The organism is Gillisia limnaea DSM 15749 (assembly GCF_000243235.1).
Taxonomy (GTDB): domain Bacteria; phylum Bacteroidota; class Bacteroidia; order Flavobacteriales; family Flavobacteriaceae; genus Gillisia; species Gillisia limnaea.
Genome location: NZ_JH594606.1, coordinates 1,958,652 through 1,981,554, shown reverse-complemented (window position 1 = coordinate 1,981,554; position 22,903 = coordinate 1,958,652). Strand labels below are relative to the sequence as shown.

Here is a 22,903-nt window from a genome sequence, read left to right as displayed (position 1 = left end):
TATTAATTAATGTGCTCCTTCAAAAACATCTACACCAAAAAATTGACGATAGCTAGGTGGGTTTTCAACCACACCCCTTTCTGAAATTAATTTGATGGTAATATTTTTACTCTTAGCCGTTATGGAAAAATCATCAAGAATTTCCAGAACATCCTGGTCAAGCGATTTTGTTTTCCTTACATCCAGGGTAAGATAGGTATCTTTTGGCAATGCATATAATTCCCTTTGGATGGCTGCTTTATTCAAAAAGGTTACTTCCTCTGCAAATTCCATTTTAATCGTGTTTAATCCGTTGGATTTAGCTTCAATATGAAGAAAGTGAGAGTTTTTATAACTGTTTATCAATATAGTAATGATTCCCACAGCCAAACCTAATAATATACCTACCAATAAATCGGTTGCAACAATCGCTATAACAGTTACCAGAAAAGGCAGAAACTGAGTTTTTCCAAGTTTTGACATTTGAATAAATTGCTTTGGATTTGCAAGCTTATAGCCAATAATCAACAACACTGCCGCTAAAACTCCCAAAGGTATCAAATTTAAAAAACGCGGAATTAGGATTACACTTAACAACAATAAAAGACCGTGCATAACAGTAGAAGCTTTGGTTTTTCCTCCGCTCATAATATTGGCAGAACTTCGAACAATTACCTGGGTTATAGGTAAACCACCTACAAGACCGGAAAAAGTATTCCCTATACCCTGGGCTACCAATTCCCTATTGGTGGGGGTTACCCTTTTTGCAGGATCCAGCTTATCTGTTGCTTCCACACTTAGCAAGGTTTCCAAACTTGCAACCACAGCAATAGTGATAGCAACTATATATACTTGTGAATTTCCTATTTGAGAAAAATCAGGGAATGTTAACTGGCCTAAAAATTCCGATACATTATCCGGCACCGGAACGGTTACTAAATTAGCTCCTGTTATTTCAAACGCAGAGCCGCTACCTTGAAAAATAAGGTGATAAATAATACCAACAACTACTGCCACCAAAGGACCTGGAATAAGCTTAAAAGCCTTGTGCTTTTTTGAAAGAACCTTATCCCAAATCAATAAGATTGCTAGTGAGATTAAGGTAATTACTACCACTCCAGTCGCCACAGAATCTAACATATTTACAAGCCCTGTATAAATATCAAATCCGGTGGTTTCAAAAAAGGCAAAAGGCGTTTCCCCATCTTCATAGCCAAGCGCCAAAGGAATTTGTTTTAAAAAGATAATGATCCCAATTGCAGATAGCATTCCTTTAATTACTGAGGAGGGAAAGAAATAACCAATAACTCCGGCTTTTAAGAACCCGAGAAGAATTTGAAGCAATCCGGCAATTACTACAGCTACCAGAAACAATTCATAACTCCCCAAATCGGAAATTGCGGTTAAAACCACTACTGCCAGTCCGGCCGCAGGCCCACTAACTCCAAGGGAAGATCCAGATATGGAACCCACCACTATACCTCCAATAATTCCAGCTATAATTCCAGAAAATAAAGGAGCTCCACTGGCCAGGGCTATTCCCAAACATAATGGTAAGGCAACAAAAAATACTACTAAACTTGCAGGCAAGTCGTTTTTAAAATTTTTAAACATATACTACGTAAAATTGGACGATCCTAAAGCGCTTCCAAATTTCAGATTTAATGTTAAACCTGAATTATAGAAAGTTGCTTCTAACAATCAGAAAATTTGTGAATAATTTGAATTTGAATTTTCAGAAACAGCAATAAATTATATACCCTTAAAGGCCCAGGAGGGCATTTAGGATACTCCGAATTTAAAATTCGTTTACGCGTACTAAATATTCTTTAAAATTGGAGGTATTAAGCGAAATCCGGAGGAGGGGATATCACTTCAGGGTATAACAAATCAAGATCTTTTTTAACCTTATAGCCTATAACTTTCTTATTTGAAAGGAAATCAATACTAAGGTGGTTTGAGTAATTTTCGTGGAAGGTGAATTCTGTAAGAGTCTTACCTTCTTTAGACTGTTCCTCTTCAGTCATGGAAAAAACATAGGACACATCTGAATGCTTATCAATTATAACCACTATCGTCGGGCATAAAAGAAAACTTACAAAGAGAAAGGCCAGAATGCCAGCTATTTTTTTCATCAGTGCAAAAATAGCATTTACTCAGCTTTATCAAAACTTAAAGCGATAATTTAAACTAAGGTTAACATCAATAAAAACTATTTATAAAAATCGTACCTCATTTTTTGTTATCCAGCCCTGAGCTCCGTTTGATAATTCAAGCATAATCCAATCCTGAAATGTTTCCAAAACTTTTAGTTTTGTCCCTTCATGTAAGAGGAACAATTCATCACTTCTAAGATTAGGCTCACTTCGCACTGGAACCTCTTCAGAAAATATGATGGCATATTGACTATTTTGAATCGATAACTGCTGCTGATAAGCAAAACCTACAGAGCCTAAGGAAACAATTAGAAAGAGCATTGAAACACCAAAAAAGAGTCTTTTAAATTTTGTTCCAGCACTGAAGTAATACAGCAGGAATAAAATTGCAAAAATTATAGAACTTACAATTGCCATCCATCCCCAACCATCAAAACTAAGTTTAGAAATCGTATTGTTGAACATTTTGGATAGACCTGTTTCGGGAATTTCTTCAATATCATCAATGACCATATTCCTTGCAAATTCAAGGTTGTTTTCTATATCCTTATCATTAGGTTTTAGCTGAAGTGCTTTTTCATAATAATAAACACCTGGTGCAATATTATTTAATTTATAATGCGCATTGGCCAGATTGAAATATAAGGCAGCTGAAGTTTCTCCATTGGTGAGAATTTGTTGATAATTTTCTAATGCTTCCTGATAATTCCCATCATTATAATTGGCGTTTGCTTCCTCAAATAACGCTTCGTTTTGAGCCATTAGTGGAATACAGCCTAGCATTAAAAAATAAAGAAGTAAGCTTTTCATAAGTTATAACTGTTTATCTAAAGCTGAAATTGTAGTAGCGGCCTTCTCGTAGTCCTCGCGCATAGCAACACTTGAAGAAGGGGTATAACGTGCAAATTCACAACTTTTAAGGATTGACATAAATTCCATAATGGTAGATTTATCTACCTGTCTTTCTTCCAAAAGATTTATGATCTTGTCCTTGCTCATATCTGTGGTCTGTATATGCAACTTGGCTTTAAGGTAATTGTGCAGTGCTCTTTCTAAAGCAATGTAAAAAGCTGTCTGATCACCAAGGTTCTTTTTTGCTTCTGAAAGATATTTCCGCGCGAGTTTGTTCGCTCTTTTAATTCTGTTTCCAGCAACATCATTTGCCAGTTCTGTTCGCTTTTTAACTAACAAAATACCCAAAACAACAAGAAGAAATGGAGAAAGATAAAGGGTCCAAAAGGACCAACTTCCAAAAAAGCTCCCGGAACCAATAGGTTGCAAGCCGGGATTTAATTTTATATACTTAAATTGATTTTCCACGATTCCTACAGGTTGTTTCACTCCGGTCGCCAAGCCTCCTGATGCTACAGAACTTCCTGCCGGTGCGGCAGCAACATCCAGCAGGATCTCGCTGGAAGTGATGGTTTTGTAACTTTTACTGTTTAAATCAAAATAAGAGAATGAAAGTCCGGGAATTGGGAATTTCCCTTTTTGAGTAGGTACAATGGTATAATTATCAGTCACACTTCCCTGGGTTCCATTAAGGTCTGTTCGAACATTTTCACTGCGTTCCGGCTCATATTTTTCCAGGGAAGCCGGTACCTGCAATTCCGGAAGTTCAAATAATTTTAAATTTCCATTCCCGCTTACTTCAACCTCCACAGTTAAGGATTCGGTTGCCGCGAGTTCTGTTTTGCCGGGTTTTACCTTAAAGTCGAATTTTCCAACTGCTCCTGCAAATCCTGCCGGTTTATTGGCATCTGGCAAAGCTTTCACGTTAATGATCCTTTTTCCTGCAGCTACGGTCTTGTCAACTGTTTCATAAAGTCTACCTCCAAAAATATCCCTACGGTTACTGGGAACATCTACAGAGACCGAAAGCGTTAATGGCTCGATATCCAGGTCCCCTATTTTTTGAGGGTATAAAATCGTTTTTCGAAGTATAACATACCTGTAGGGTTCTCCCTGAAATTCTCCATTTTCTATTTTAAGCTGGCGAATATCAATATTCTGACTCCAGAAATCACTGTAAACAGGATTATCCAATTCCCTCCAGTTGCTCACACTAACCCTGGGGCTCACATAAAGTTTATAAACTACCGTTATGGCTTCATTGAGATAGGGATTGGAATTAGATATTTCTGCAACCAAATGCAGATTCTCGGATGCAACAAAATCAGAATTATTTCCATCGGTAGGTTGATCTACCGCAGCGGTAACTTCCACTTGAACCGGTGAGGTTTTATACGTTGTCCCGTCAATGGTTATCTCTGCCTGTCCTATAGTAAATTTTCCTCTGGAAGTTGGCGCCAAAAAATAACTGTATGTTTTTGAATAGGTTCGCTTCCCGTTGATCCAGCTGTTGCTTACTGCCTGGTTTGGTCCGCCAACTACTGTAAATCCGCTAAAGGAGGGCGCTTTAAAATTATCGCCATCCTGGTTCATTTCAAAATCTACCCGAAGACGTTCATTCATCCCCAGTTTATTTTTACTAACCTCGGCAACAAATTTCACCTGAGACAGCCCAATTCCGGAGACAAATAAAAAAAATGACAATATAAATATTCTTAAGTTCATTCTATTTTAATCCTGTTGTCCTAAATATTCTTTAATCTAAACAGCTTGTTTCTTGTTTCTTGTTTCTTGTTTCTTGTTTCTTGTTTCTTGTTTCTTGTTTCTTGTTTCTTGTTTCTTGTTTCTTGTTTCTTGTTTCACCTCTCCTTCGGAGAGGTCGGAATTGCTTTTCCAGCAATTCCGGGTGAGGCTTTTCTACCAGTCCTTCCCTGTCCTGGTTTTAGCTCCCTGTGCTTTTTGCGCATTTATTTTATCCTGAACCTTCTTCTCTTCATTATTCATCGCTTCCAGCAAACTTTTTATTTGCTGAGGAGATAGTTGTCCTGGTTGGGGCTGTGGTTGTTGAGGTTGTTCCTGCTCCCCGTCTTTTCCTTCGTCTTTCTTTTTATCTTTAGGATCTCCATTCTTATCCTCTTTTTCAGGTTCTTTTTGAGAATCATCTTTCTTATCACCTCCCTGATCTTCTTTATCTTCTCCATCCTTTTTATCCTGATCTTTTTCTCCCTCATCTCCTTTTTGATCTTTTTCCCCGTCTTTTTCCTGTTCGTCCTTATCTTTTTGATCATCGTCTCCGCCACCGCCTTCTTTTTCCTCTTCTTCCAACATTTTCTTGGCTAAAGCAAGATTGTAACGGGTTTCCTCATCCAATGGATTGCTTCTTAAAGCATTTTTATAGGCTTCTACGGCTTCTTTATAATTCTTCTGGTCCATAAAGGTATTGCCTAAATTATGGAAGATCTTATGTTTGGAATCCTTGGTTTCAGAAACTGCAGCAGCTTGTTTATAACGCTGAGTTGCATTTCCCGGTTTTTCCTTGCTGTAATACATATTAGCCATATTGTACCGGGCAACTTCGCTGTCTGGGTTCTTGGCAACCGCCTTTCTATAAGAAGCTTCTGCAGAAGAAAAATCATTCTCACCCAACTTTTCTTCAGCCTCTTTTAAGAATTTATTTGTTTGCTTTTCTATCTTTTTATTCTCCTCCTCCATAGTTTGGGAATATGAAGTACCCGAATATAAAAAGGCTGCACCTATTAATAAGTACACAAAAAAATTATATGTTTTTGGTATGTTTTTCATCTTATTACTTACTTCCTCTTTCGTTAAACAGGTTTAATTTTTTCACCCAGGCAGTTTTTCGTTCCAGCATAAAAATATCTGCCAGCAACAACAAAATAGCCAATCCTAAAAACCATTGGAACTGAGATTGATAATCTGCGAATTGTTTTGCTTCGAATTCTGTTTGATCCAATGTTTGAAGAAATTCTGCTACTTCTCCCGTTACTTCAGAAGTAACATTCCCCTGCATATAATTTCCATTAGCAACGTTTGCTATGTCTTTTAAAGTTTGGTCGTTCATCTTTGTGATCACGGTTTCTCCATTTTGATCCTTTTTATAGGATTGAATCACTCCGTTTCTTTTTATAGGAATAGGTCCGCCTTTGGGAGTTCCCACACCAATTGTAAAAATGCGTATCCCCTTTTTGGCAGCTTCCTCTGCTAGTGACAGCGCATCTCCCTCATGATCTTCGCCATCACTTATAATAATTAACACCTTACTGGTTTGGCTGTCATCATCATAATAGGTTGTTGCCAGTTTAATCGCTTCGCTTATGGCCGTTCCCTGTGATGAAACCATATCGGTATTCATGGACTGCAGGAACATTTTTGCCGAAGCATAATCTGTGGTAATAGGCAATTGCGGGAAAGCACTTCCGGCATAACCAATCAGTCCAATTCTGTCACTCCCAAGATTATTGATGACCTGAGTTACCAGTTGTTTTGATTTTTCCAGCCTGTTGGGTGCTACGTCCTCTGCTTCCATACTTTTAGAAACATCCAGCGCAAAAACAATGTCTACGCCTTCCCTTGTAACGGTTTCCATTTTGGTCCCGATTTTTGGATTTACCAATGCAAATGCCATCGCCACTATAGCAACCAACAAAAAGGTGAATTTAAGACCCGGCTTAAACCTGGATTTATCCGGACTCAATTGCTTTAGCATTTCCGGTTTTGCAAATTGCTTTTGCTTTTTTCTTTTCCAGAATACTTGCAATAAGTAAAACAGGAGCAACACCGGAACGATGAGCAATAACCAGAAAAATTTTTCCTCTTCTAAAATATACATTTAAATGTTCCTTTATTGTTCAATTGCGATATTCCTTCCGAAGAAATATGCCTTGCTATTTTTAAATTTAAATAAAACTTCTGAAAACAGTAAACCTCAAAAAAAGTTCCAAAATCAACAAAAGTCCGGCTAACAATAAAAATGGCCGGAACCTTTCCTCATAATTGGTGTATTTAAATTCTTCGATCTCCGTTTTTTCAAGGCTATCTATCTCTTCATAGATCTCTTCAAGTTTTTCATTATTGGTAGCCCTAAAGTATTTTCCCCCGGTCGTTTGAGCTATTTCCTCCAGTAATTTTTCATCTATTTCTACCCGGGCCATTCCGTATTGAAACTGGCCATTGGGAAGTATTCCAATTGGAGATAATGCCATCCCATTGCTTCCAACTCCTATGGTATATACCTTGATTCCAAATTCTATGGCGAGTTCACTGGCAATTTTTGGATCTATAAACCCGGAATTATTTACCCCATCTGTAAGTAAAATAATCACTTTACTCTTTGCCTTACTATCCTTTAATCGGTTAACAGATGTTGCAAGTCCCATTCCTATGGCAGTACCGCTTTGTATAACGGTATTGTATTCTATGTCGTTAAGGGATGCAAGAACGATGGCCTTATCACTGGTAACCGGGGTTTTTGTAAAACTTTCTCCGGCATATTCCACCAATCCTATTCTATCTGAAGGGCGGCCTTTAATAAATTCGGCTGCTACTTCTTTCAATGCTTCCAGCCGGTTTGGCTTAAGGTCACGGGCAAGCATACTTGCTGAAACATCTATGGACAGCACGATATCTATTCCCTGGGTTGAGCTCGTTCTTGTAGAAACATCGGTAGTTCGCGGTCTTGCCATCGCAGTTATTAATAATGCAAGGGCTATCAATCTCAACAAGAACAGTCCGTGCCTTAAAACCGGCAGGATACTTCTTTTACTCTTAAATCCCCGAATACTGGAAATCCTTAGTTCTGCCTGTTGCCTGTTTCGCTTCCAGAAATACCAGGCTGCGGCTATTGGCAGTAAAAGCAGTAACCAGAAAAACTGAGGGCTTTCAAATGTGAAGTTATCAAACATTAATTCGTGGGATTTTCAAATTCAACCGAATTCATGATGCGGTTCGCTATTTCTTCAGCAAAGGGATCCTGCTCATCAAAGATCACAGTGATTTGCTGGAAACCCTGGTTCACTCCGAAATTCAAAATAATATATTCCTTTTTTACAGCACGCTTTGAAGCCGGGTCTTCCAATTCCAGTGTTCCAAAAACCTTTACACCTTCAACACCCTGAATTGTGCTGTATTTTTCGTCTTTTACAATAATATTTTTCGCGCCTTTTTTCTCAAGATTTGCATATACACCTTCCACAACAGTATTGAGGTCGAATTTTGCTCCCTCTTGAAATTTTAGAGTGCTCACCACCACATAAAGATCCTTTTCCAGGCTTCCGTCTATAAAGGTTTCATCCCCAACCAGCATTTCATTTGCCTCGTCCGGTCTGTCTATTATTCCGCGGGTTAGGACCCTTGGGGTAGTGATAGAAACCAGGGGATCTCCATATTCACTTTGTATCCATTCGCCTTCCAGCAATTCTTTGGTCTTATTCCCAAGTAAGGAATCTTTTAAGTAGTCATAGCCTTTTGTTGTAATAAGTGCCGTGACGGCTATTGCGATCAAAAGAACACCAGCCAGAACGCCATAGATTATTTTTTTGCGTTTTCGTTTTCTAAGTCGCTCAATTCTATAAGCCTCATCTTTTAAAAGTTCTTCTTCCGTAGGTTCCGGAATAGCAGCTTTTGTATCATTTATTACATGCTCTATCTTAGACCGGTCTCCTTTGGCAGTGATAATATCCGGTCTGGAATTGGCAAATTTCGCAAGATCTGCTCGTTGTAAAATACGCTTAAGCTCATCGATGGTTTCACGGCTTAACTTCAGCTGTCCGGCTTCCATTTTGATCTCGAGGTCATGGATAAGTTCTGAAGTGGTGCTTTCCATCGCACGTAAATGGATCTCATCTTCCAGATAACGGCGAACCGCTTCGGTTAACTTCGAATAATATTCTTTTGTTTGCCTGTTTTCCAAAAACTGGGATTGATCCAATTGCTGCAATTCAAACAAAGCTCTTTCATAAGGCGGTAATTGTTTGGCCGCCTCCTGTTTTTTCTTCCTTCTTCTCAAGAAATAATATCCTAAACCTATCACCACCAAAATCCCAAGAAACCACCATACCCAATTTGGAATTTGAAATCCTGAAGGAACTTCCATCGCAGGTTTAATAGAATACATTTTTTGTTTGGTGGTATCTACAACAACATTTGCAACCTCCACAAGAATGGAATCTGTAAAGTATGGCGTGTCATTTACAAGAACCTGTTGCCGCGGAATGGTATACCTGCCGGAATCGAATTGAGTTAGCGCATATTCCTTAAAAAGACGAAACCGGTTTTGAATCCTGGAGGTATCGGTTTGAAGGGATTCAACAACCTCGAGTGGATTAAAGGTTTGGCCTTCCGGAAAAACCACCAAATTGGTAGAATCTGTTTCCACCTGAATGCTGTATATAATTTGTTCCCCAATCTTTATTCGGGTAGAATCTACGGCAGAAGAAACTTTTGTTTCCTGAGCAAAAACAGAAAATGAAGCAGCTATTAAAATAGTCGAAATAAGAATTTTCTGAAACGCAGCAGTTGCAACTTCGGGAAATCTGAACATTTCAGGTAGCTTCGATTTTATAATAAACGTATTTAAATTTGAATATTTTTTGGTCATTTTTTTCCTTATCCCCTTGTTTTAAAATACTCCAATAATTTTTTGACGTAACTTTCATCCACCCGGGTGCTAAAACTTCCGGCGCCACTCCTGGTAAAACTCTCCCTGAAGTAATTTTCACGATCCCTGAAATATTCGGCATAAGCATATCGTACAGATTTTGAGCCGGTATTCACCATCATTAATTCTCCCGTTTCCCGGTCCAGCATTTGTACCAAACCAATGTTAGGAATTTCTTCCTCCCTACGGTCATAAACGCGAATCCCGGTAACATCATGTTTTCCACTAATGATCTTTAAACTATGCTGATATCCATCATCGATAAAATCTGAAAGCACAAAAATGATGGCTTTTTTCTTCAGGACATTCGTCGCATATTTAAGCGCTTCGGTTAGATTGGTGCTTTTTCCCTTAGGCTCGAACTCTATAAGTTCCCGGATAATGCGCAATACATGAGATCTTCCCTTTTTGGGTGGAATAAACAACTCCAACTGATCTGAAAAGAGCAAAAGTCCTATTTTATCATTGTTTTGAGTCGCAGAAAATGCCAAAGTAGCAGCGACCTCGGTAATGATCTCTTTTTTAAACTGATCTCCGGTTCCAAAAAGTTCAGAGCCGGAAACATCTACCAGCAACATCATCGTGAGTTCCCGTTCTTCTTCAAATACTTTAACAAAAGGTTCATTATACCTGGCCGTTACATTCCAGTCTATACTTCGAACATCATCTCCAAACTGATAACTCCTAACCTCGCTAAAGGTCATTCCCCTACCTTTAAAAGTAGAATGATATTCCCCTCCAAACACATGATTGCTCAGGCGCTTGGTCTTTATCTCTATTTTTCGAACTTTTTTGAGTAATTCCTTAGTATCCATTCTTTACGTTTCCTGAGTCTTTCCCGATGAGAAAAGGAACCAACTATTTTTTTAACAAGATGTCCCCCTTCAGAGGAATTATGGGCGTTTTTATGGTACTTCTACCTCATTTATAATTTTGCTTATAATATCTTCAGAAGTTACATTTTCAGCTTCGGCTTCATAGGTAATTCCAATTCTGTGTCTTAAAACATCGTAAACTACCGCCCTAACATCTTCAGGAATCACATAACCTCTTCTTTTTATAAATGCATAACATTTAGCTGCGATCGCAAGGTTGATACTTCCCCTTGGAGAAGCTCCAAAATTTATAAGTGGTTTTAATTCTTCCAGTTTATATTTTTCCGGAGTTCGGGTTGCAAATATGATATCGAGAATATATTTTTCAATTTTTTCATCCATATAAACTTCTCTCACAGCTGCTTGTGCCCGTGCAATTTGTTCCAGGGTCACCACCTGGTTCACCTTTTCGAAACCACCTCTTAAGTTGGCGCGCACAATTTGTTGCTCATCGGCCATCAAAGGATATTTTATCACTGTTTTCAGCATAAATCTATCCACCTGGGCTTCAGGCAACGGATAGGTTCCTTCCTGTTCTACTGGGTTTTGGGTAGCCATTACCAGGAATGGCCTGTCTAAAATAAAGGTTTCATCACCAATGGTTACCTGTTTTTCCTGCATCGCTTCCAGCAAAGCCGACTGCACTTTTGCAGGCGCCCTGTTGATCTCATCTGCAAGTACAAAATTGGCAAAAATAGGTCCTTTTTTAATGCTGAAATCACTTAGCTTCATATTATAGATCATAGTTCCCACAACGTCTGCCGGCAAAAGATCGGGTGTAAACTGTATTCTGCTAAAAGTTCCATGAACAGCCTGTGCAAGGGTATTGATAGCAAGGGTTTTGGCCAAACCGGGAACACCCTCCAGCAAAATATGCCCCTGGCCTAAAAGACCAATTAAAAGACGTTCTACCATATCTTTTTGGCCTACAATAACCTTGTTCATTTCTCCGGTAAGCAGGTCTACAAATGCGCTTTCCCGCTCTATTTTTTCATTTAAGCTTGAAATATCTACTGAAGCATTATTTTCAATCATGGAATATTTTTTTAAGAATGTGAAGATATTCACAAATTACGAACGATGCAAATACGCAATTATTGAACCAAAATTGGACAAAAACAAAAAAAGACCGCCTTTTTAGACAGTCTTTTTTTGAGAGATTAGTTATAATTATTATAGTTCATTAAGAAAAATGACATCAAGATCAACCGACGCGCCGGAAGAAACCTGAACATTATTAATAACTTTTACCTCTAATCCAGATGCAATAGCGGGAGTAACAGTTACCTGGTATGTACCGGGAGGAACTCCATTAAGCGAAAATTTTCCGTCTGTAGCAGCATAAGCAGTAATGTTATGGTTAGCATTTGCAGCCTTCACCACACTCTGACTTAAAGAAGGTTGTACTTCTCCTTCAATAGTTCCTGTGCTTTCCAAATTCACAAGACGAATAACGGGCTTTAAAATATAACCTCCTGAATTACCTGAACGTACAATAGATTGATCTACATCAAAATCCAAAAGATACTCATATTCCATTCCTGCTTGCAGTTCCTGGTTTACCTGAAGTTTCAATCCAGATTGTTGTGCGCTAGGAGTGCTAAGCGGCACCTCCGAACCATCATTAAGGACTAAAGTATTATCGGGTCCTAAAATCACTCTAATTTGTCCTAAAGTTCCTGTTTCTAATTCAGAATTGGCAAGCAACTGTGTTACTCCACCTGTTAATTCCAAAAGATCATAGATTCTCGGTTCAACTCCGGATAAACTTACCCAGCCTTCTTCATCGGCAGAAATATTGGATTTCACCTTTACATCCTGAACATCAATAAAAACATTCTTATAATCTCCAGGGGCATCGGTCATACTAACTTTAACTCTTGCCTTTCCTTCAGCATCAGAATCGTCATCGCAGCTGTAAAACATTGTAACTGCCATTGCAACGATTAACATTGTTGTAATTTTTCTTAGGCTAAACTTCTTTGAGTACATTTTCATATTTAATTAAATTTGGGTTCGGGGTTAAGAACGCAACATTGTTCAATACATTATAAATTAAAGCACAATTAACGTTTTTTAACATCCCTTAACCGTGCTTTTATAATCTTAACATCCGTGCAAGCAATACATTTAATACCTTAGGAACTTTAAAAATTCAACTTAAAAATCATGAATAAAATCGCCCTTATTACCGGTGCCACCAGCGGAATTGGAAAAGCAACTGCGCGAGCTTTTGCTTCAGAAAATATTGATTTGATCCTATGCGGGAGAAGGAAAGAGCTTCTTTTAGAACTTGCGGCAGAATTATCAAAAAAAGTTTCAGTTACGACCTTATCTTTTGATGTTCGTGATAAAACCGAAGTATTCAAACAAATAGAAAGTCTTCCCCAGGAATTTAAAAAGATCGATATTCTCATCAACAATGCGGGAAATGCGCACGGTATGGACGCTATTCAGGATGGAAATATAGATGATTGGGATGCCATGATAGATATCAACGTAAAAGGGCTGCTTTATGTGAGCAAAGCGGTAATTCCCCAAATGGTGGAACGCAAATCCGGACATATCATCAATATAGGCTCAACAGCCGGAAAGGAAGTATATCCCAACGGAAATGTATATTGTGCGAGTAAATTTGCTGTTGACGCTATTAACCAGGGAATGAGAATAGATCTTAATAAAGCAAGGATCCGGGTGGGAGCGGTTAATCCCGGACTTGTTGAAACGGAATTCAGCAAAGTTCGGTTTAAAGGAGATACTGGTAGGGCAGAAAAAGTTTATCAGGGATTCCAGGCTTTAAAACCAGAAGATATTGCAGATGTTATTCGTTTTGTGGTTACACGACCGTATCACGTGAACATTGCAGATCTTACCGTGATGCCCAGCGCACAGGCCAGCAGCACCATTGTTAATAAAGACTAAAAAGGAAGAGGGAACAACGAAAAACCCCGGAGAAATATCAATAATTTCAAAAGATGATCAACAAACGGCTTTTAATTAAAAACCTGCTCGCGCATAATGACGAGAACAGCTTTTATGACAAAAAGCGGTTACTTAATATTAGCCAAAAAGAAGGAAAAGCAAAGTTTTTAAAACACGTTTGTGCGCTTGCAAATTCCAATCCTAACAACAATTCCTATATTGTCATTGGGGTAGAGGATGAAGACAATAGTATTACCGGGGTAGATTTTTTTGATGACAGCAAGATCCAGAATCTTGTAAACGCATACCTTTCTAATCCACCGATGGTTTCCTATGAAAACATTCCTTTTCCGCACTTATTAGATAATCTGGTAGTTGGTTTGGTGACAATCCGGCCAAATTTTGGTAAAATTTGCTCGTTGCGTAAAAACATCTGGAAATATTATGGCGGCTCGGTTTTTATAAGGGAAGGAAGCATCAGTATGCCCAAAATATTTGGAATAGAGATCAAGGATGTGAATTCGAAAATCGTGGAGGCGATAGAGAAACACGCCCAAAACAACATTGAGCTCACTCTGGATGGAGTTTTTGATTTTATGAGAAAACGAAAGGATTATAACCCCGAATATAAAGTCTTTAAGGAATATTTTGTGGTATGTTGGGCCGGAAAAATTAAAAAGATCAAAAATGAAATTTATTTTTCCAGGGTAGATATTGAGTTGATCAATGAACAGGTGAAACTCTTTTATTCAGACCTGGATGAAGTGAGCATTAGCATTGATAAGGATTATTTCAAGATCGTAGAATACGTGCATTTAGGACTGCAGGATAAATTTCAGTATTATCCATTGGAGGAAGTTCAAATTAAATTCAAGGATAACGCTGGATATGAGATAGAAAGTAAGCTTTTGTTTGATCCTCCCAAATTTGATAAAAAGATCTTATATCATATTTATAATTCTAACAGTGCCCTCATTTCCAAACTGAAAAATGGAGCAGCTCTTAATAAAAATGAAGAAAAAGACCTTTTAAATCTTCCTGCCACGTATTTGATTTGCTATTTCAATGATTTTGAAATGGCCATACAGAAACTGGAATCGGCAAAAGAAGTTTTAAAGAAGCATAGCGAAAAGATTTATCAGTCTTATAAAGAAAGTATGCGGATCTTAAGAAAAGTACAATACAGTTAACCATGAAAAGAACTATTGCAATTGGAGATATTCACGGCGGTTTAAAGGCTTTGATACAACTTCTTGAAGAAATCAATATCACCCCGGAGGATACCCTTATTTTTTTGGGGGACTATGTAGACGGATGGAAAGATTCAGCAAATGTTGTTAGCTACTTAATTGAACTTGCAAAACAAAATTCCTGCATCTTTTTACGCGGAAATCATGATGACCTTACCTATCGGTGGTTAAAAACTGGCGAATTAAACGAACAATGGCTGCAACATGGAGGCCAGTCAAGCATTGATGCTTACCGGGGTTTTACTTCAGAAGAAATCAAAAATCATCTGACTTTTTTTGAGCAGATGCTAAACTATTACATAGATAAGCAAAACAGGTTATTTGTTCATGCCGGTTTTACAAATCTCCACGGACCGGAGCAGGAATATCATGAGAGTAGATTCTATTGGGATCGAACTTTATGGGAAACAGCCTTATCACTTGATAAAAGCATGCCAACTACACATAAGTTCTATCCAACACGCTTAAAATTATTTAAAGAAATTTTCATTGGTCATACGCCGGTTTCCCGAATAGATAAAAAAAAGCCCGTAAAAATGGCAAATGTTTGGAACGTAGATACAGGTGCCGCATTTAAAGGTAAACTTTCCGGGATAGATGTGGATTCTAAAAATGTCTGGCAAAGTCAACCTGTTTATAAGCTTTACCCCGAGGAGGAAGGTAGAAATTAATATAAATTTTAGAAATAAATCTTAATAACTTTTTATCTTTGAGGCTAGGTTTTGTTTAGTTGCACAATTTTTGATTATAAATACAAAAAAAATAGGCACCGCTTTACAGAAAATTATTTTGTATTGTATGGAAAACCCTAAAAATAAAAAGCTATGGCCTTAGATAATATACGATTAGAAGTTATGAAAACCGTCGAGAAATCTGTAGATGGTTTTATAGATAAATACTTAATTCCTGTCGAGGAGATTTGGCAACCTACAGATCTTTTGCCAAATCTTCAGAACGATAACTACATGGATGAAATTGTGCAGATTCGGGAAGAAGCTCAGGAATTAGGATATGATTTTTGGGTTGTCCTCGTAGCCGATATGGTTACTGAAGAAGCCTTGCCTACGTACGAATCGTGGTTGATGGACATGGAAGGCGTCGAGCAACACGGAGCTTCTCATGGTCAACAAAATGGATGGGCACGATGGATACGCCAATGGACAGGAGAAGAAAACAGACACGGAGACACTCTTAATAAATATCTTTATCTTTCCGGACGTGTTGATATGAAAGAAATTGAAAAAACTACTCAATATCTAATCAGTGACGGATTTGATATTGGAACCGGAAGAGATCCTTATAAGAACTTTATATATACCAGTTTTCAGGAATTGGCTACCAATATTTCACACAAAAGGGTAGGACAACTCGCAAAGAAAAAAGGCAATAAAATGCTCGCTAAAATGTGTAGTGTTATTGCCGGGGACGAGATGAGGCACCATTTGGCATACCGGGAATTTGTAAAAGTTATTTTTGATTATGATCCAAGTGAGATGATGCTCGCCTTCCAGGATATGATGAAGAAAAAGATCGTGATGCCTGCACAATTTTTGAGAGAATCGGGAGATGATATCGCATCCGCTTTTGAAAATTTCTCCAATGCAGCTCAACGACTTGGTGTTTATACCACGTATGATTATATAGATATTCTTAAAAAGTTAAATGACTATTGGGAAATTGACAAGTACTCTTCCCTTACCGATGAAGCCGAAAAAGCAAGGGATTATTTAATGGCTCTTCCGGATCGAATGACCAGAATTGCAAGCAGGATTTCAATACCACAGGATCAGCACCAATTTAAATGGGTGGGTGCCAATGGAAGGCTTTAAAACCGCCAGTGGATATAAATACCCTCAGGTAATTTATTTTGACAATCTAGAATAAAATATATGAAGCCCGCTCTTTTGGCGGGTTTTTTATTGGACTTAATCCCAGATGCCCGCCATCCCGTTTGGGCATGTTTTCATAAAAATTTTAGATTTCTCTTCCTTTAATTTTATTTACAAACTTGCTTCCAAACAATTGGTTTTAGCAAAAGAAAATTACTAAGATGTTTTTATTTCTTATTATTACTTTTTAGATTTATTTCATTGCTTTTTAAAAATAATATTAATAAAGATGAAAAACCTCAACGACCTTTTGCTACTTGGAGATCCAAGACTTTATGAGGCCTGTGATCCTGTTCTCAGGACAGAATTACCAATGGTAACAACTTGGGTGGAAGATCTGGATAATGTTATGAAAGAGATACGGGAAAAGTACCATTTTGGTCGTGCCATAGCCGCACCACAGTTGGGGATTATGAAACGGCTTATCTATATGAACATCGAAAAACCTGTGATTTTTATAAATCCTGAATTTAACTTTTTAAGTGATGAAATGTTTGAAGTTTGGGATGATTGCATGAGTTTCCCTAACCTTCTGGTAAAAGTAAAGCGGCATAAGACTGCCACCATTAGTTACCTGGATGAATTCTGGCAACCTCAGAAATTAAAACTTGAGAATGACCTGGCAGAACTCTTACAACATGAATATGATCATTTAAATGGAATTCTATGCACTATGCGCGCAATTGACGAAAAATCCTTTAAATGGAGATCCTAAATTATCAGTTATGAAGGAAGTACCCTATTACATTAATAAGCCTGATAATATCTTGCCGGAAGGGCTTACAGACTCAATTTTAAGAAGCAATGATCCGTTGGAATATCATCAATCTTTAAAAAACTACACAGTTACCCCACTGTTAGAATTAAACGAATTGGCGAAATCCTTTGGAGTAAAGAATATTTTTGTAAAAGATGAATCCTATCGCTTCGGCTTAAATGCTTTCAAAGGTTTAGGGGCTTCTTTTGCAATTTCCAGGATACTGGAAAAGGATCCGGACATAGAGACATTTTGCTCGGCAACAGATGGAAATCATGGCCGTGCGGTAGCGTGGTCGGCTAAACTATTTGGAAAAAAATCAAAAATTTTCGTTCCCAAAGACACTACTAAGGCCCGAATTGAGGCTATTGAAAAAGAGGGAGCAGTAGTAGAAAAAGTAGATGCCAATTACGATGAAACCTGTGAGTTTGCTAAAAAGAAGAGCAGGGAAAATGGCTGGCAGCTCGTTCAAGATACCGCCAGCCAGAACTATGAAGAGATCCCCGCCTATATCAAGGCTGGTTATTTTACTCATTTTAAAGAACTGGAAGACAGCCTCCACAATTTACCAAAACCAAAGGTCGACCTTGTGTTTTTACAAACTGGAGTGGGAAGCTGGCCCGCAGCAGCGGCCTGGTATTACCTAAACCGGTATGGAATAATCAGACCAAAAATCGTACTTGTAGAACCCATAGAAGCTGCAGGAATCCTGGCATCCTTTAAAAAAGGGGAACGCACCAAACCTCAGGGGAATTTTAAAACTATGATGGCGGGACTCAACTGCGGAATTCCATCCTTAACCGCATGGGAAATTTTAAAACATTCGGCAGATGCCTCAATAGCAATCGAAGACACCTTTACAGCAAAAGCCATCAGGAAATTATATTATCCTACCGGCGATGATAAAAGGGTCATTTCCGGAGAATCTGGTGCAGGTGGACTTGCCGGATTTATCGCTTTAATGACGAATCCCCAATTTAGGAATTTAAAGGAAGCGCTCAATATTAACTCTGATTCGAGACTGCTTTTTTACTCTACCGAAGGAGACACAGATCCGGAAAATTTTAAGAATATTATTCGATTGAATAGCTGAACAGCAGCTATGGGAATTTCATATAGGACTCTCACCAACTTTTAATGCATTTAGTTTATTCTCAATTATTTAGTACCTTTAGAAAAGATCCTTCTTCAGAAGGAATTTAATTTTTTAAATCTAACCAAAAAATTTAAAATTATGTATTTATACGTAGAATTGTGGAATGTGACAGAATCATGGATGAAACTTTCTAAAGATAAAAGACGGGAGTTTTTTGATAAAATGGAATTAGGTGTAAAAGAGATCATGGATAGCGGAGCGGAAGTGACAGGTTGGGCGATGAATGATGAACACACACCCTATAGAAGCGACTACCGCTATATGGCAGTTTGGAAATTACCGTCTATAAATGATGTAAAAAAACTGGAAAAAGCAGTGGCAGATTCCGGCTGGCATACTTATTTTTCCCAGGTGAATGCCCGGGGAGAAATGATCCCAATGCCTACTGTTATTCAAAATTTGATAAACATTGAGGCGCATTCAACCTCTTTAACTGAATAAAATTCTATTTCTGAATCTTTTTTCAATCTAAAATCACAGTATTATCTTTACTGAAATGCTGTGATTCTTTTATTGTTTTCTAATTAAGCATCATTTTCAATAGCAGGAAAGGAAGAATCTAATTTAATTGCATCTCAGGAATATCTCCTTCCACTAAAAGAGTTCCTTCGGTAGCATTTTTAATTTCCTCTACACTTACTCCCGGTGCGCGTTCCAAAAGTTTAAATCCTTTATCGGTAACCTCCAGCACTGCAAGATTTGTAACTACTTTTGTTACACATCCTACTCCGGTTAAGGGCAAGGAACATCTTTTAAGCAATTTTGACTCCCCTTCACGGTTTGTATGCATCATTGCTACAATTATATTTTCTGCAGAAGCAACAAGATCCATAGCTCCTCCCATTCCCTTCACCATTTTTCCCGGAATTTTCCAGTTTGCGATATCACCATTTTCAGCTACTTCCATAGCGCCTAAAATGGTAAGGTCTACGTGTTGTCCCCGAATCATTCCGAAGCTCATAGCAGAGTCGAAAAAACTTGCACCGGGCAAGGCTGTAATTGTTTGTTTCCCTGCATTGATCAAATCGGCATCTTCTTCACCTTCGAATGGAAAAGGCCCCATTCCTAAAATCCCGTTCTCACTCTGAAATTCCACTTCTATATCATCCCTTACATAATTGGCTACCAAAGTTGGGATCCCAATTCCAAGATTCACGTAAAAGCCATCTTTTACTTCCTTCGCAATGCGTTTTGCTATTCCGTTTTTATCTAACATTTTATTAATTTGAAGATTTGAAAATTCCTGGTTCCTGAAATTAAGGTTTTAAATTACTCTTTCTTTCTAACTGTTCGCTGCTCAATACGCTTCTCATAATCCTTTCCCTGAAAAATACGCTGCACAAAAATTCCCGGGATATGGACCTGATTTGGATCGAGTTCTCCAGGTTTCACAAGTTCTTCAACCTCGACCACAGTTACTGTTGCAGCTCCACACATTAGAGGGTTAAAATTTCGGGCCGTTCCTTTAAATATCAAATTCCCGGCTTCATCTCCTTTCCAGGCTTTTACAAAGGCAAAATCTGCTTTATAGGCTTCTTCAAGCACATACATTTTCCCGTCGAATTCGCGGGTTTCCTTGCCTTCAGCTACTTCGGTACCATAACCAGCTGGTGTATAAACAGCAGGAAATCCCTGCTGAGCGGCTTGACATTTTGCTGCAAGTGTACCCTGCGGTGTTAACTCTACGTCAAGTTCTCCACTTAGCATTTGCCGCTCAAATTCGGCGTTTTCTCCCACATAGGAAGAGATCATTTTATTGATTTGTTTTTTATGAAGCAAGAGACCGAGGCCAAAATCGTCTACACCAGCATTATTGGAAATGCAGGTGAGGTCTTTAAGATTAAGACGTACCAATTCTGAAATTGCATTTTCAGGAATTCCACTCAGGCCAAATCCCCCAAGCATAAAAGTCATCCCGTCATGAACTCCTTTCATTGCTTCCTGTACGTTGTTTACAGTTTTTTTGATCATTGAATTTCATTTTGCGGAAATTTACAAAATTAATGATCTTACTACAACGTTTTCTACAAGGGAATTTCAGTGCGACTTAAAAGCAACTCTTAGAAATCAAGTTCGTCCGGAATGTATTGATGATCGGAATTTTTGCCATTGTATCTACTACAATCGATCTCGATAGATAAATTCTCAGGTCTTGGAAAAGCTCCGGAAGAAACTTCAAGCTCATCGTCTGCATATACCTTTTTCATATAAATTCCCCAGATAGGCAATGCCATAGTTGCTCCCTGGCCATATGTAATACCTGGAAAATGTACGGCACGATCTTCACCTCCTACCCAAACGCCTGTAACCAGGTCTGGCACCATTCCCATAAACCAACCATCACTCTGGTTTTGTGTGGTACCGGTTTTTCCGGCAATTGGGTTTTTAAAGTCATACGGATATCCTGTGACCGCTCTTTTGTAGTGATCCTGATTTCCGGCCCAGGTTCCACGAAGTCTCGTACCGGAACCTCCCTGAGTTACCCCTTCCATAAGGTTCACGGTAATATAGGCAGATTCTTTATTAAGAACATCCCTGGTTTCTGGAACATGCTGATACAATACTGTTCCATTTTTATCTTCTATACGATTGACTATTACAGGTTTTACATAGACACCTTCATTTACAAAAGTGCTATAGGCTGAAACCATTTCAAAAACGCTCATATCGGCAGTTCCAAGTGCAATAGATGGCACATTTGGAATATCTCTGGTATCCACACCTAGCTTATCAAGTAGCTCAATTACCGGCCTGGGACCTGTCTTGGCAATTAATCTTGCGCTTATGGTGTTTACAGATTGTGCAAGCGCTTGTTTTAAGGTAAGCATTCCGTCGTATTTATTATCGCTATTGGCAGGGGACCAATCATTTTGAGATCCAAGATTTCCGGCTTCAATGGTAAAATGATTTCTGGGCAAGGTATCACAAGGAGATAGTTTTAACTGATCTATCGCCGTAGCGTACACAAAAGGCTTAAACGTTGAACCTACCTGCCGCCTGGCCTGCTTCACATGCTCGTATTTAAAATGCTTAAAATTGATCCCACCTACCCAGGCTTTTACTTCGCCTGTTTGCGGAGTCATAGACATCATTCCCGCATTAAGGAAAGATTTATAATATAAGATGGAATCCCGTGGGGTCATAACTGTGTCTTTAATACCCTGCCAACTAAACACATTCATCTCCGTCATCTTATCAAAGGATTTAACGATCTCTTCCCTGGATTTTCCCTGAGCTTCCATCTTTTTCCATCGGTCTGAAACCTTCATGGATCTATTTATGATGCTTTCCACTTCATCCTCATTAATATCCCGGAAAGGAGCTGTTTTGTTATTCCTGTTTTGATAATTAAATTCCTTCTGAAGGTTAGCCATATGCATAGTTACGGCCTCTTCAGCATATTTCTGCATTCTGGAATCTATACTGGTATAGATCTTTAAACCATCCCGGTAAATATTGTATTCAGATCCATCCGGTTTCGGGTTTTTCTGGATCCAGTCTCTCATAAATCCCTGCAGATACACCCTGAAATAGGTCGCGATCCCTTCGTCATGTCCCTGAGGAGTGAATTCTATTTTCATTGGCAACGCCTGTAAAGAATCTTTTTCTTCGCTGGTGAGAAATCCGTTTTTTTGCATTTGCTTTAAAACCTGATTCCTACGTTGCACTACCAAATCGGGCCTGCGAACAGGATTGTATAATGCCGAGTTTTTTAGCATCGCCACCAAAACTGCCGATTCCTGAACTTTTAGGTCTTTTGCTTCTTTATTGAAATATATCTTGGAAGCAGAACGAACTCCTACAGCCTGATACACAAAATCGTATTTATTAAGATACATGGTGATAATCTCTTCCTTGGTATACTGGCGCTCAAGACGGATTGCAATAATCCACTCCTTGAATTTTTGCATCACCCTTCCGAAGAAATTTTGAGAAACATTGTCTGTAAATAAAAGTTTTGCCAACTGCTGCGGAATGGTACTCGCTCCTCCACGCGAACCTAAATAAACTGCGGCTCTCATGGTTCCAATAGCATCTATTCCGGCGTGTTCATAATAACGCTCATCCTCTGTTGCAACAAGTGCCTGAACGAGATGATTTGGCAAATCTTCATATTTTATTGGAGTTCGGTTCTCGCTATAATATTTCCCAAGGGTTTCCCCATCTGATGAAAATATTTCGGTAGCAAGGTTTGTTTCAGGATTTTCCAGTTCTTCAAATTTGGGCATTTTCCCGAAAGCACCCCATCCTGCCATAAGAAACAGGATGATAATTGATAAGATACCAATTCCGAAAAGGGTCCAGAATCCTACGATATATTTTCTAAAACCAGTTTTTTCAACCGATTTAGAATTTGTTTTTTTTGACGGGTTTGCCATAACTGCAATAAA

General features: G+C 38.5%; 21 protein-coding genes. 7 read left to right on the top strand and 14 right to left on the bottom strand.

Annotated features, from left to right (window positions below):
- Positions 1 to 6: 6 nt before the first annotated feature.
- The 11 genes from GILLI_RS10645 to GILLI_RS10595 form a co-directional block, all read right to left on the bottom strand.
- The gene (locus GILLI_RS10645) at positions 7 to 1,593 is read right to left on the bottom strand and encodes a SulP family inorganic anion transporter (protein ID WP_006989122.1); all 1,587 of its coding nucleotides are present in this window, start codon (positions 1,591 to 1,593) and stop codon (positions 7 to 9) included.
- A 230-nt stretch (positions 1,594 to 1,823) separates the two neighbouring features.
- Positions 1,824 to 2,114, bottom strand: coding sequence for a hypothetical protein (locus GILLI_RS10640; RefSeq protein WP_006989121.1), 291 nt, complete (start codon positions 2,112 to 2,114; stop codon positions 1,824 to 1,826).
- An 81-nt stretch (positions 2,115 to 2,195) separates the two neighbouring features.
- The gene (locus GILLI_RS10635; protein WP_006989120.1) at positions 2,196 to 2,945 is read right to left on the bottom strand and encodes a tetratricopeptide repeat protein; all 750 of its coding nucleotides are present in this window, start codon (positions 2,943 to 2,945) and stop codon (positions 2,196 to 2,198) included.
- A gap of 3 nt (positions 2,946 to 2,948) precedes the next feature.
- Positions 2,949 to 4,712, bottom strand: coding sequence for a BatD family protein (locus tag GILLI_RS10630; RefSeq protein ID WP_006989119.1), 1,764 nt, complete (start codon positions 4,710 to 4,712; stop codon positions 2,949 to 2,951).
- 192 nt (positions 4,713 to 4,904) lie between these two features.
- Positions 4,905 to 5,756: a tetratricopeptide repeat protein gene (locus tag GILLI_RS10625; protein ID WP_245545625.1), complete on the bottom strand. Its 852-nt coding sequence runs from the start codon at positions 5,754 to 5,756 to the stop codon at positions 4,905 to 4,907.
- A gap of 37 nt (positions 5,757 to 5,793) precedes the next feature.
- Positions 5,794 to 6,837, bottom strand: a complete 1,044-nt coding sequence (locus GILLI_RS10620) for a VWA domain-containing protein (protein WP_006989117.1) — start codon at positions 6,835 to 6,837, stop codon at positions 5,794 to 5,796.
- A gap of 67 nt (positions 6,838 to 6,904) precedes the next feature.
- Entirely contained in the window at positions 6,905 to 7,909 is a 1,005-nt protein-coding gene (locus tag GILLI_RS10615; RefSeq protein WP_006989116.1) for a vWA domain-containing protein, read from the bottom strand.
- A complete protein-coding gene (locus GILLI_RS10610) occupies positions 7,909 to 9,546 on the bottom strand; it encodes a BatD family protein (protein ID WP_174269009.1) in 1,638 nt (545 codons plus the stop codon). Before GILLI_RS10610 ends, GILLI_RS10615 begins: the two co-directional genes overlap by 1 nt.
- Before the next feature lie 65 nt (positions 9,547 to 9,611).
- A complete protein-coding gene (locus GILLI_RS10605; protein ID WP_006989114.1) occupies positions 9,612 to 10,478 on the bottom strand; it encodes a DUF58 domain-containing protein in 867 nt (288 codons plus the stop codon).
- 90 nt (positions 10,479 to 10,568) lie between these two features.
- Positions 10,569 to 11,573: an AAA family ATPase gene (locus GILLI_RS10600; protein ID WP_006989113.1), complete on the bottom strand. Its 1,005-nt coding sequence runs from the start codon at positions 11,571 to 11,573 to the stop codon at positions 10,569 to 10,571.
- Positions 11,574 to 11,711: 138 nt separating this feature from the next.
- The gene (locus tag GILLI_RS10595; RefSeq protein ID WP_245545624.1) at positions 11,712 to 12,530 is read right to left on the bottom strand and encodes a DUF4382 domain-containing protein; all 819 of its coding nucleotides are present in this window, start codon (positions 12,528 to 12,530) and stop codon (positions 11,712 to 11,714) included.
- A 177-nt stretch (positions 12,531 to 12,707) separates the two neighbouring features.
- Here GILLI_RS10595 and GILLI_RS10590 point away from each other — a divergent pair, with 177 nt between their 5' ends.
- The 7 genes from GILLI_RS10590 (at position 12,708) to GILLI_RS10560 (ending at position 18,953) form a co-directional block, all read left to right on the top strand.
- Positions 12,708 to 13,460 carry an SDR family NAD(P)-dependent oxidoreductase gene (locus GILLI_RS10590; RefSeq protein ID WP_006989111.1) on the top strand — a complete coding sequence of 251 codons (753 nt, stop codon included), beginning with the start codon at positions 12,708 to 12,710 and terminating at the stop codon, positions 13,458 to 13,460.
- A gap of 53 nt (positions 13,461 to 13,513) precedes the next feature.
- A complete protein-coding gene (locus GILLI_RS10585; protein WP_006989110.1) occupies positions 13,514 to 14,650 on the top strand; it encodes an ATP-binding protein in 1,137 nt (378 codons plus the stop codon).
- A 2-nt stretch (positions 14,651 to 14,652) separates the two neighbouring features.
- The gene (locus GILLI_RS10580; RefSeq protein WP_006989109.1) at positions 14,653 to 15,381 is read left to right on the top strand and encodes a metallophosphoesterase family protein; all 729 of its coding nucleotides are present in this window, start codon (positions 14,653 to 14,655) and stop codon (positions 15,379 to 15,381) included.
- A gap of 153 nt (positions 15,382 to 15,534) precedes the next feature.
- Positions 15,535 to 16,539 (top strand): acyl-ACP desaturase, encoded by a 1,005-nt coding sequence (locus tag GILLI_RS10575; protein ID WP_006989108.1) that lies wholly within the window; start codon positions 15,535 to 15,537, stop codon positions 16,537 to 16,539.
- Positions 16,540 to 16,828: 289 nt separating this feature from the next.
- Positions 16,829 to 17,314 carry a peptide deformylase gene (locus tag GILLI_RS10570; RefSeq protein WP_006989107.1) on the top strand — a complete coding sequence of 162 codons (486 nt, stop codon included), beginning with the start codon at positions 16,829 to 16,831 and terminating at the stop codon, positions 17,312 to 17,314.
- A 10-nt stretch (positions 17,315 to 17,324) separates the two neighbouring features.
- Positions 17,325 to 18,449: a diaminopropionate ammonia-lyase gene (locus GILLI_RS10565; RefSeq protein ID WP_006989106.1), complete on the top strand. Its 1,125-nt coding sequence runs from the start codon at positions 17,325 to 17,327 to the stop codon at positions 18,447 to 18,449.
- Between the two features lie 141 nt (positions 18,450 to 18,590).
- Positions 18,591 to 18,953: a DUF6616 family protein gene (locus tag GILLI_RS10560; protein ID WP_006989105.1), complete on the top strand. Its 363-nt coding sequence runs from the start codon at positions 18,591 to 18,593 to the stop codon at positions 18,951 to 18,953.
- A gap of 118 nt (positions 18,954 to 19,071) precedes the next feature.
- Here the strand turns inward: GILLI_RS10560 and GILLI_RS10555 are convergent, their stop codons facing one another.
- The 3 genes from GILLI_RS10555 to GILLI_RS10545 form a co-directional block, all read right to left on the bottom strand.
- Entirely contained in the window at positions 19,072 to 19,728 is a 657-nt protein-coding gene (locus GILLI_RS10555; protein WP_006989104.1) for a CoA transferase subunit B, read from the bottom strand.
- A gap of 53 nt (positions 19,729 to 19,781) precedes the next feature.
- The gene (locus GILLI_RS10550; RefSeq protein WP_006989103.1) at positions 19,782 to 20,483 is read right to left on the bottom strand and encodes a CoA transferase subunit A; all 702 of its coding nucleotides are present in this window, start codon (positions 20,481 to 20,483) and stop codon (positions 19,782 to 19,784) included.
- 89 nt (positions 20,484 to 20,572) lie between these two features.
- Positions 20,573 to 22,891, bottom strand: coding sequence for a penicillin-binding protein 1A (locus GILLI_RS10545; protein WP_006989102.1), 2,319 nt, complete (start codon positions 22,889 to 22,891; stop codon positions 20,573 to 20,575).
- Positions 22,892 to 22,903 lie beyond the last annotated feature (12 nt).

What these genes read in the sequence shown, in the direction of transcription:
- GILLI_RS10550 (WP_006989103.1), bottom strand. Translation starts at nt 20,483, where the DNA reads ATGATCAAAAAAACTGTAAACAACGTACAGGAAGCAATGAAAGGAGTT.
- GILLI_RS10570 (WP_006989107.1), top strand. Translation starts at nt 16,829, where the DNA reads ATGAAAAACCTCAACGACCTTTTGCTACTTGGAGATCCAAGACTTTAT.
- GILLI_RS10620 (WP_006989117.1), bottom strand. Translation starts at nt 6,837, where the DNA reads ATGTATATTTTAGAAGAGGAAAAATTTTTCTGGTTATTGCTCATCGTT.
- GILLI_RS10645 (WP_006989122.1), bottom strand. Translation starts at nt 1,593, where the DNA reads ATGTTTAAAAATTTTAAAAACGACTTGCCTGCAAGTTTAGTAGTATTT.
- GILLI_RS10610 (WP_174269009.1), bottom strand. Translation starts at nt 9,546, where the DNA reads ATGTTCAGATTTCCCGAAGTTGCAACTGCTGCGTTTCAGAAAATTCTT.
- GILLI_RS10580 (WP_006989109.1), top strand. Translation starts at nt 14,653, where the DNA reads ATGAAAAGAACTATTGCAATTGGAGATATTCACGGCGGTTTAAAGGCT.
- GILLI_RS10560 (WP_006989105.1), top strand. Translation starts at nt 18,591, where the DNA reads ATGTATTTATACGTAGAATTGTGGAATGTGACAGAATCATGGATGAAA.
- GILLI_RS10565 (WP_006989106.1), top strand. Translation starts at nt 17,325, where the DNA reads ATGAAGGAAGTACCCTATTACATTAATAAGCCTGATAATATCTTGCCG.
- GILLI_RS10640 (WP_006989121.1), bottom strand. Translation starts at nt 2,114, where the DNA reads ATGAAAAAAATAGCTGGCATTCTGGCCTTTCTCTTTGTAAGTTTTCTT.
- GILLI_RS10635 (WP_006989120.1), bottom strand. Translation starts at nt 2,945, where the DNA reads ATGAAAAGCTTACTTCTTTATTTTTTAATGCTAGGCTGTATTCCACTA.
- GILLI_RS10545 (WP_006989102.1), bottom strand. Translation starts at nt 22,891, where the DNA reads ATGGCAAACCCGTCAAAAAAAACAAATTCTAAATCGGTTGAAAAAACT.
- GILLI_RS10555 (WP_006989104.1), bottom strand. Translation starts at nt 19,728, where the DNA reads ATGTTAGATAAAAACGGAATAGCAAAACGCATTGCGAAGGAAGTAAAA.
- GILLI_RS10575 (WP_006989108.1), top strand. Translation starts at nt 15,535, where the DNA reads ATGGCCTTAGATAATATACGATTAGAAGTTATGAAAACCGTCGAGAAA.
- GILLI_RS10585 (WP_006989110.1), top strand. Translation starts at nt 13,514, where the DNA reads ATGATCAACAAACGGCTTTTAATTAAAAACCTGCTCGCGCATAATGAC.
- GILLI_RS10590 (WP_006989111.1), top strand. Translation starts at nt 12,708, where the DNA reads ATGAATAAAATCGCCCTTATTACCGGTGCCACCAGCGGAATTGGAAAA.
- GILLI_RS10630 (WP_006989119.1), bottom strand. Translation starts at nt 4,712, where the DNA reads ATGAACTTAAGAATATTTATATTGTCATTTTTTTTATTTGTCTCCGGA.
- GILLI_RS10605 (WP_006989114.1), bottom strand. Translation starts at nt 10,478, where the DNA reads ATGGATACTAAGGAATTACTCAAAAAAGTTCGAAAAATAGAGATAAAG.
- GILLI_RS10615 (WP_006989116.1), bottom strand. Translation starts at nt 7,909, where the DNA reads ATGTTTGATAACTTCACATTTGAAAGCCCTCAGTTTTTCTGGTTACTG.
- GILLI_RS10600 (WP_006989113.1), bottom strand. Translation starts at nt 11,573, where the DNA reads ATGATTGAAAATAATGCTTCAGTAGATATTTCAAGCTTAAATGAAAAA.
- GILLI_RS10595 (WP_245545624.1), bottom strand. Translation starts at nt 12,530, where the DNA reads ATGTACTCAAAGAAGTTTAGCCTAAGAAAAATTACAACAATGTTAATC.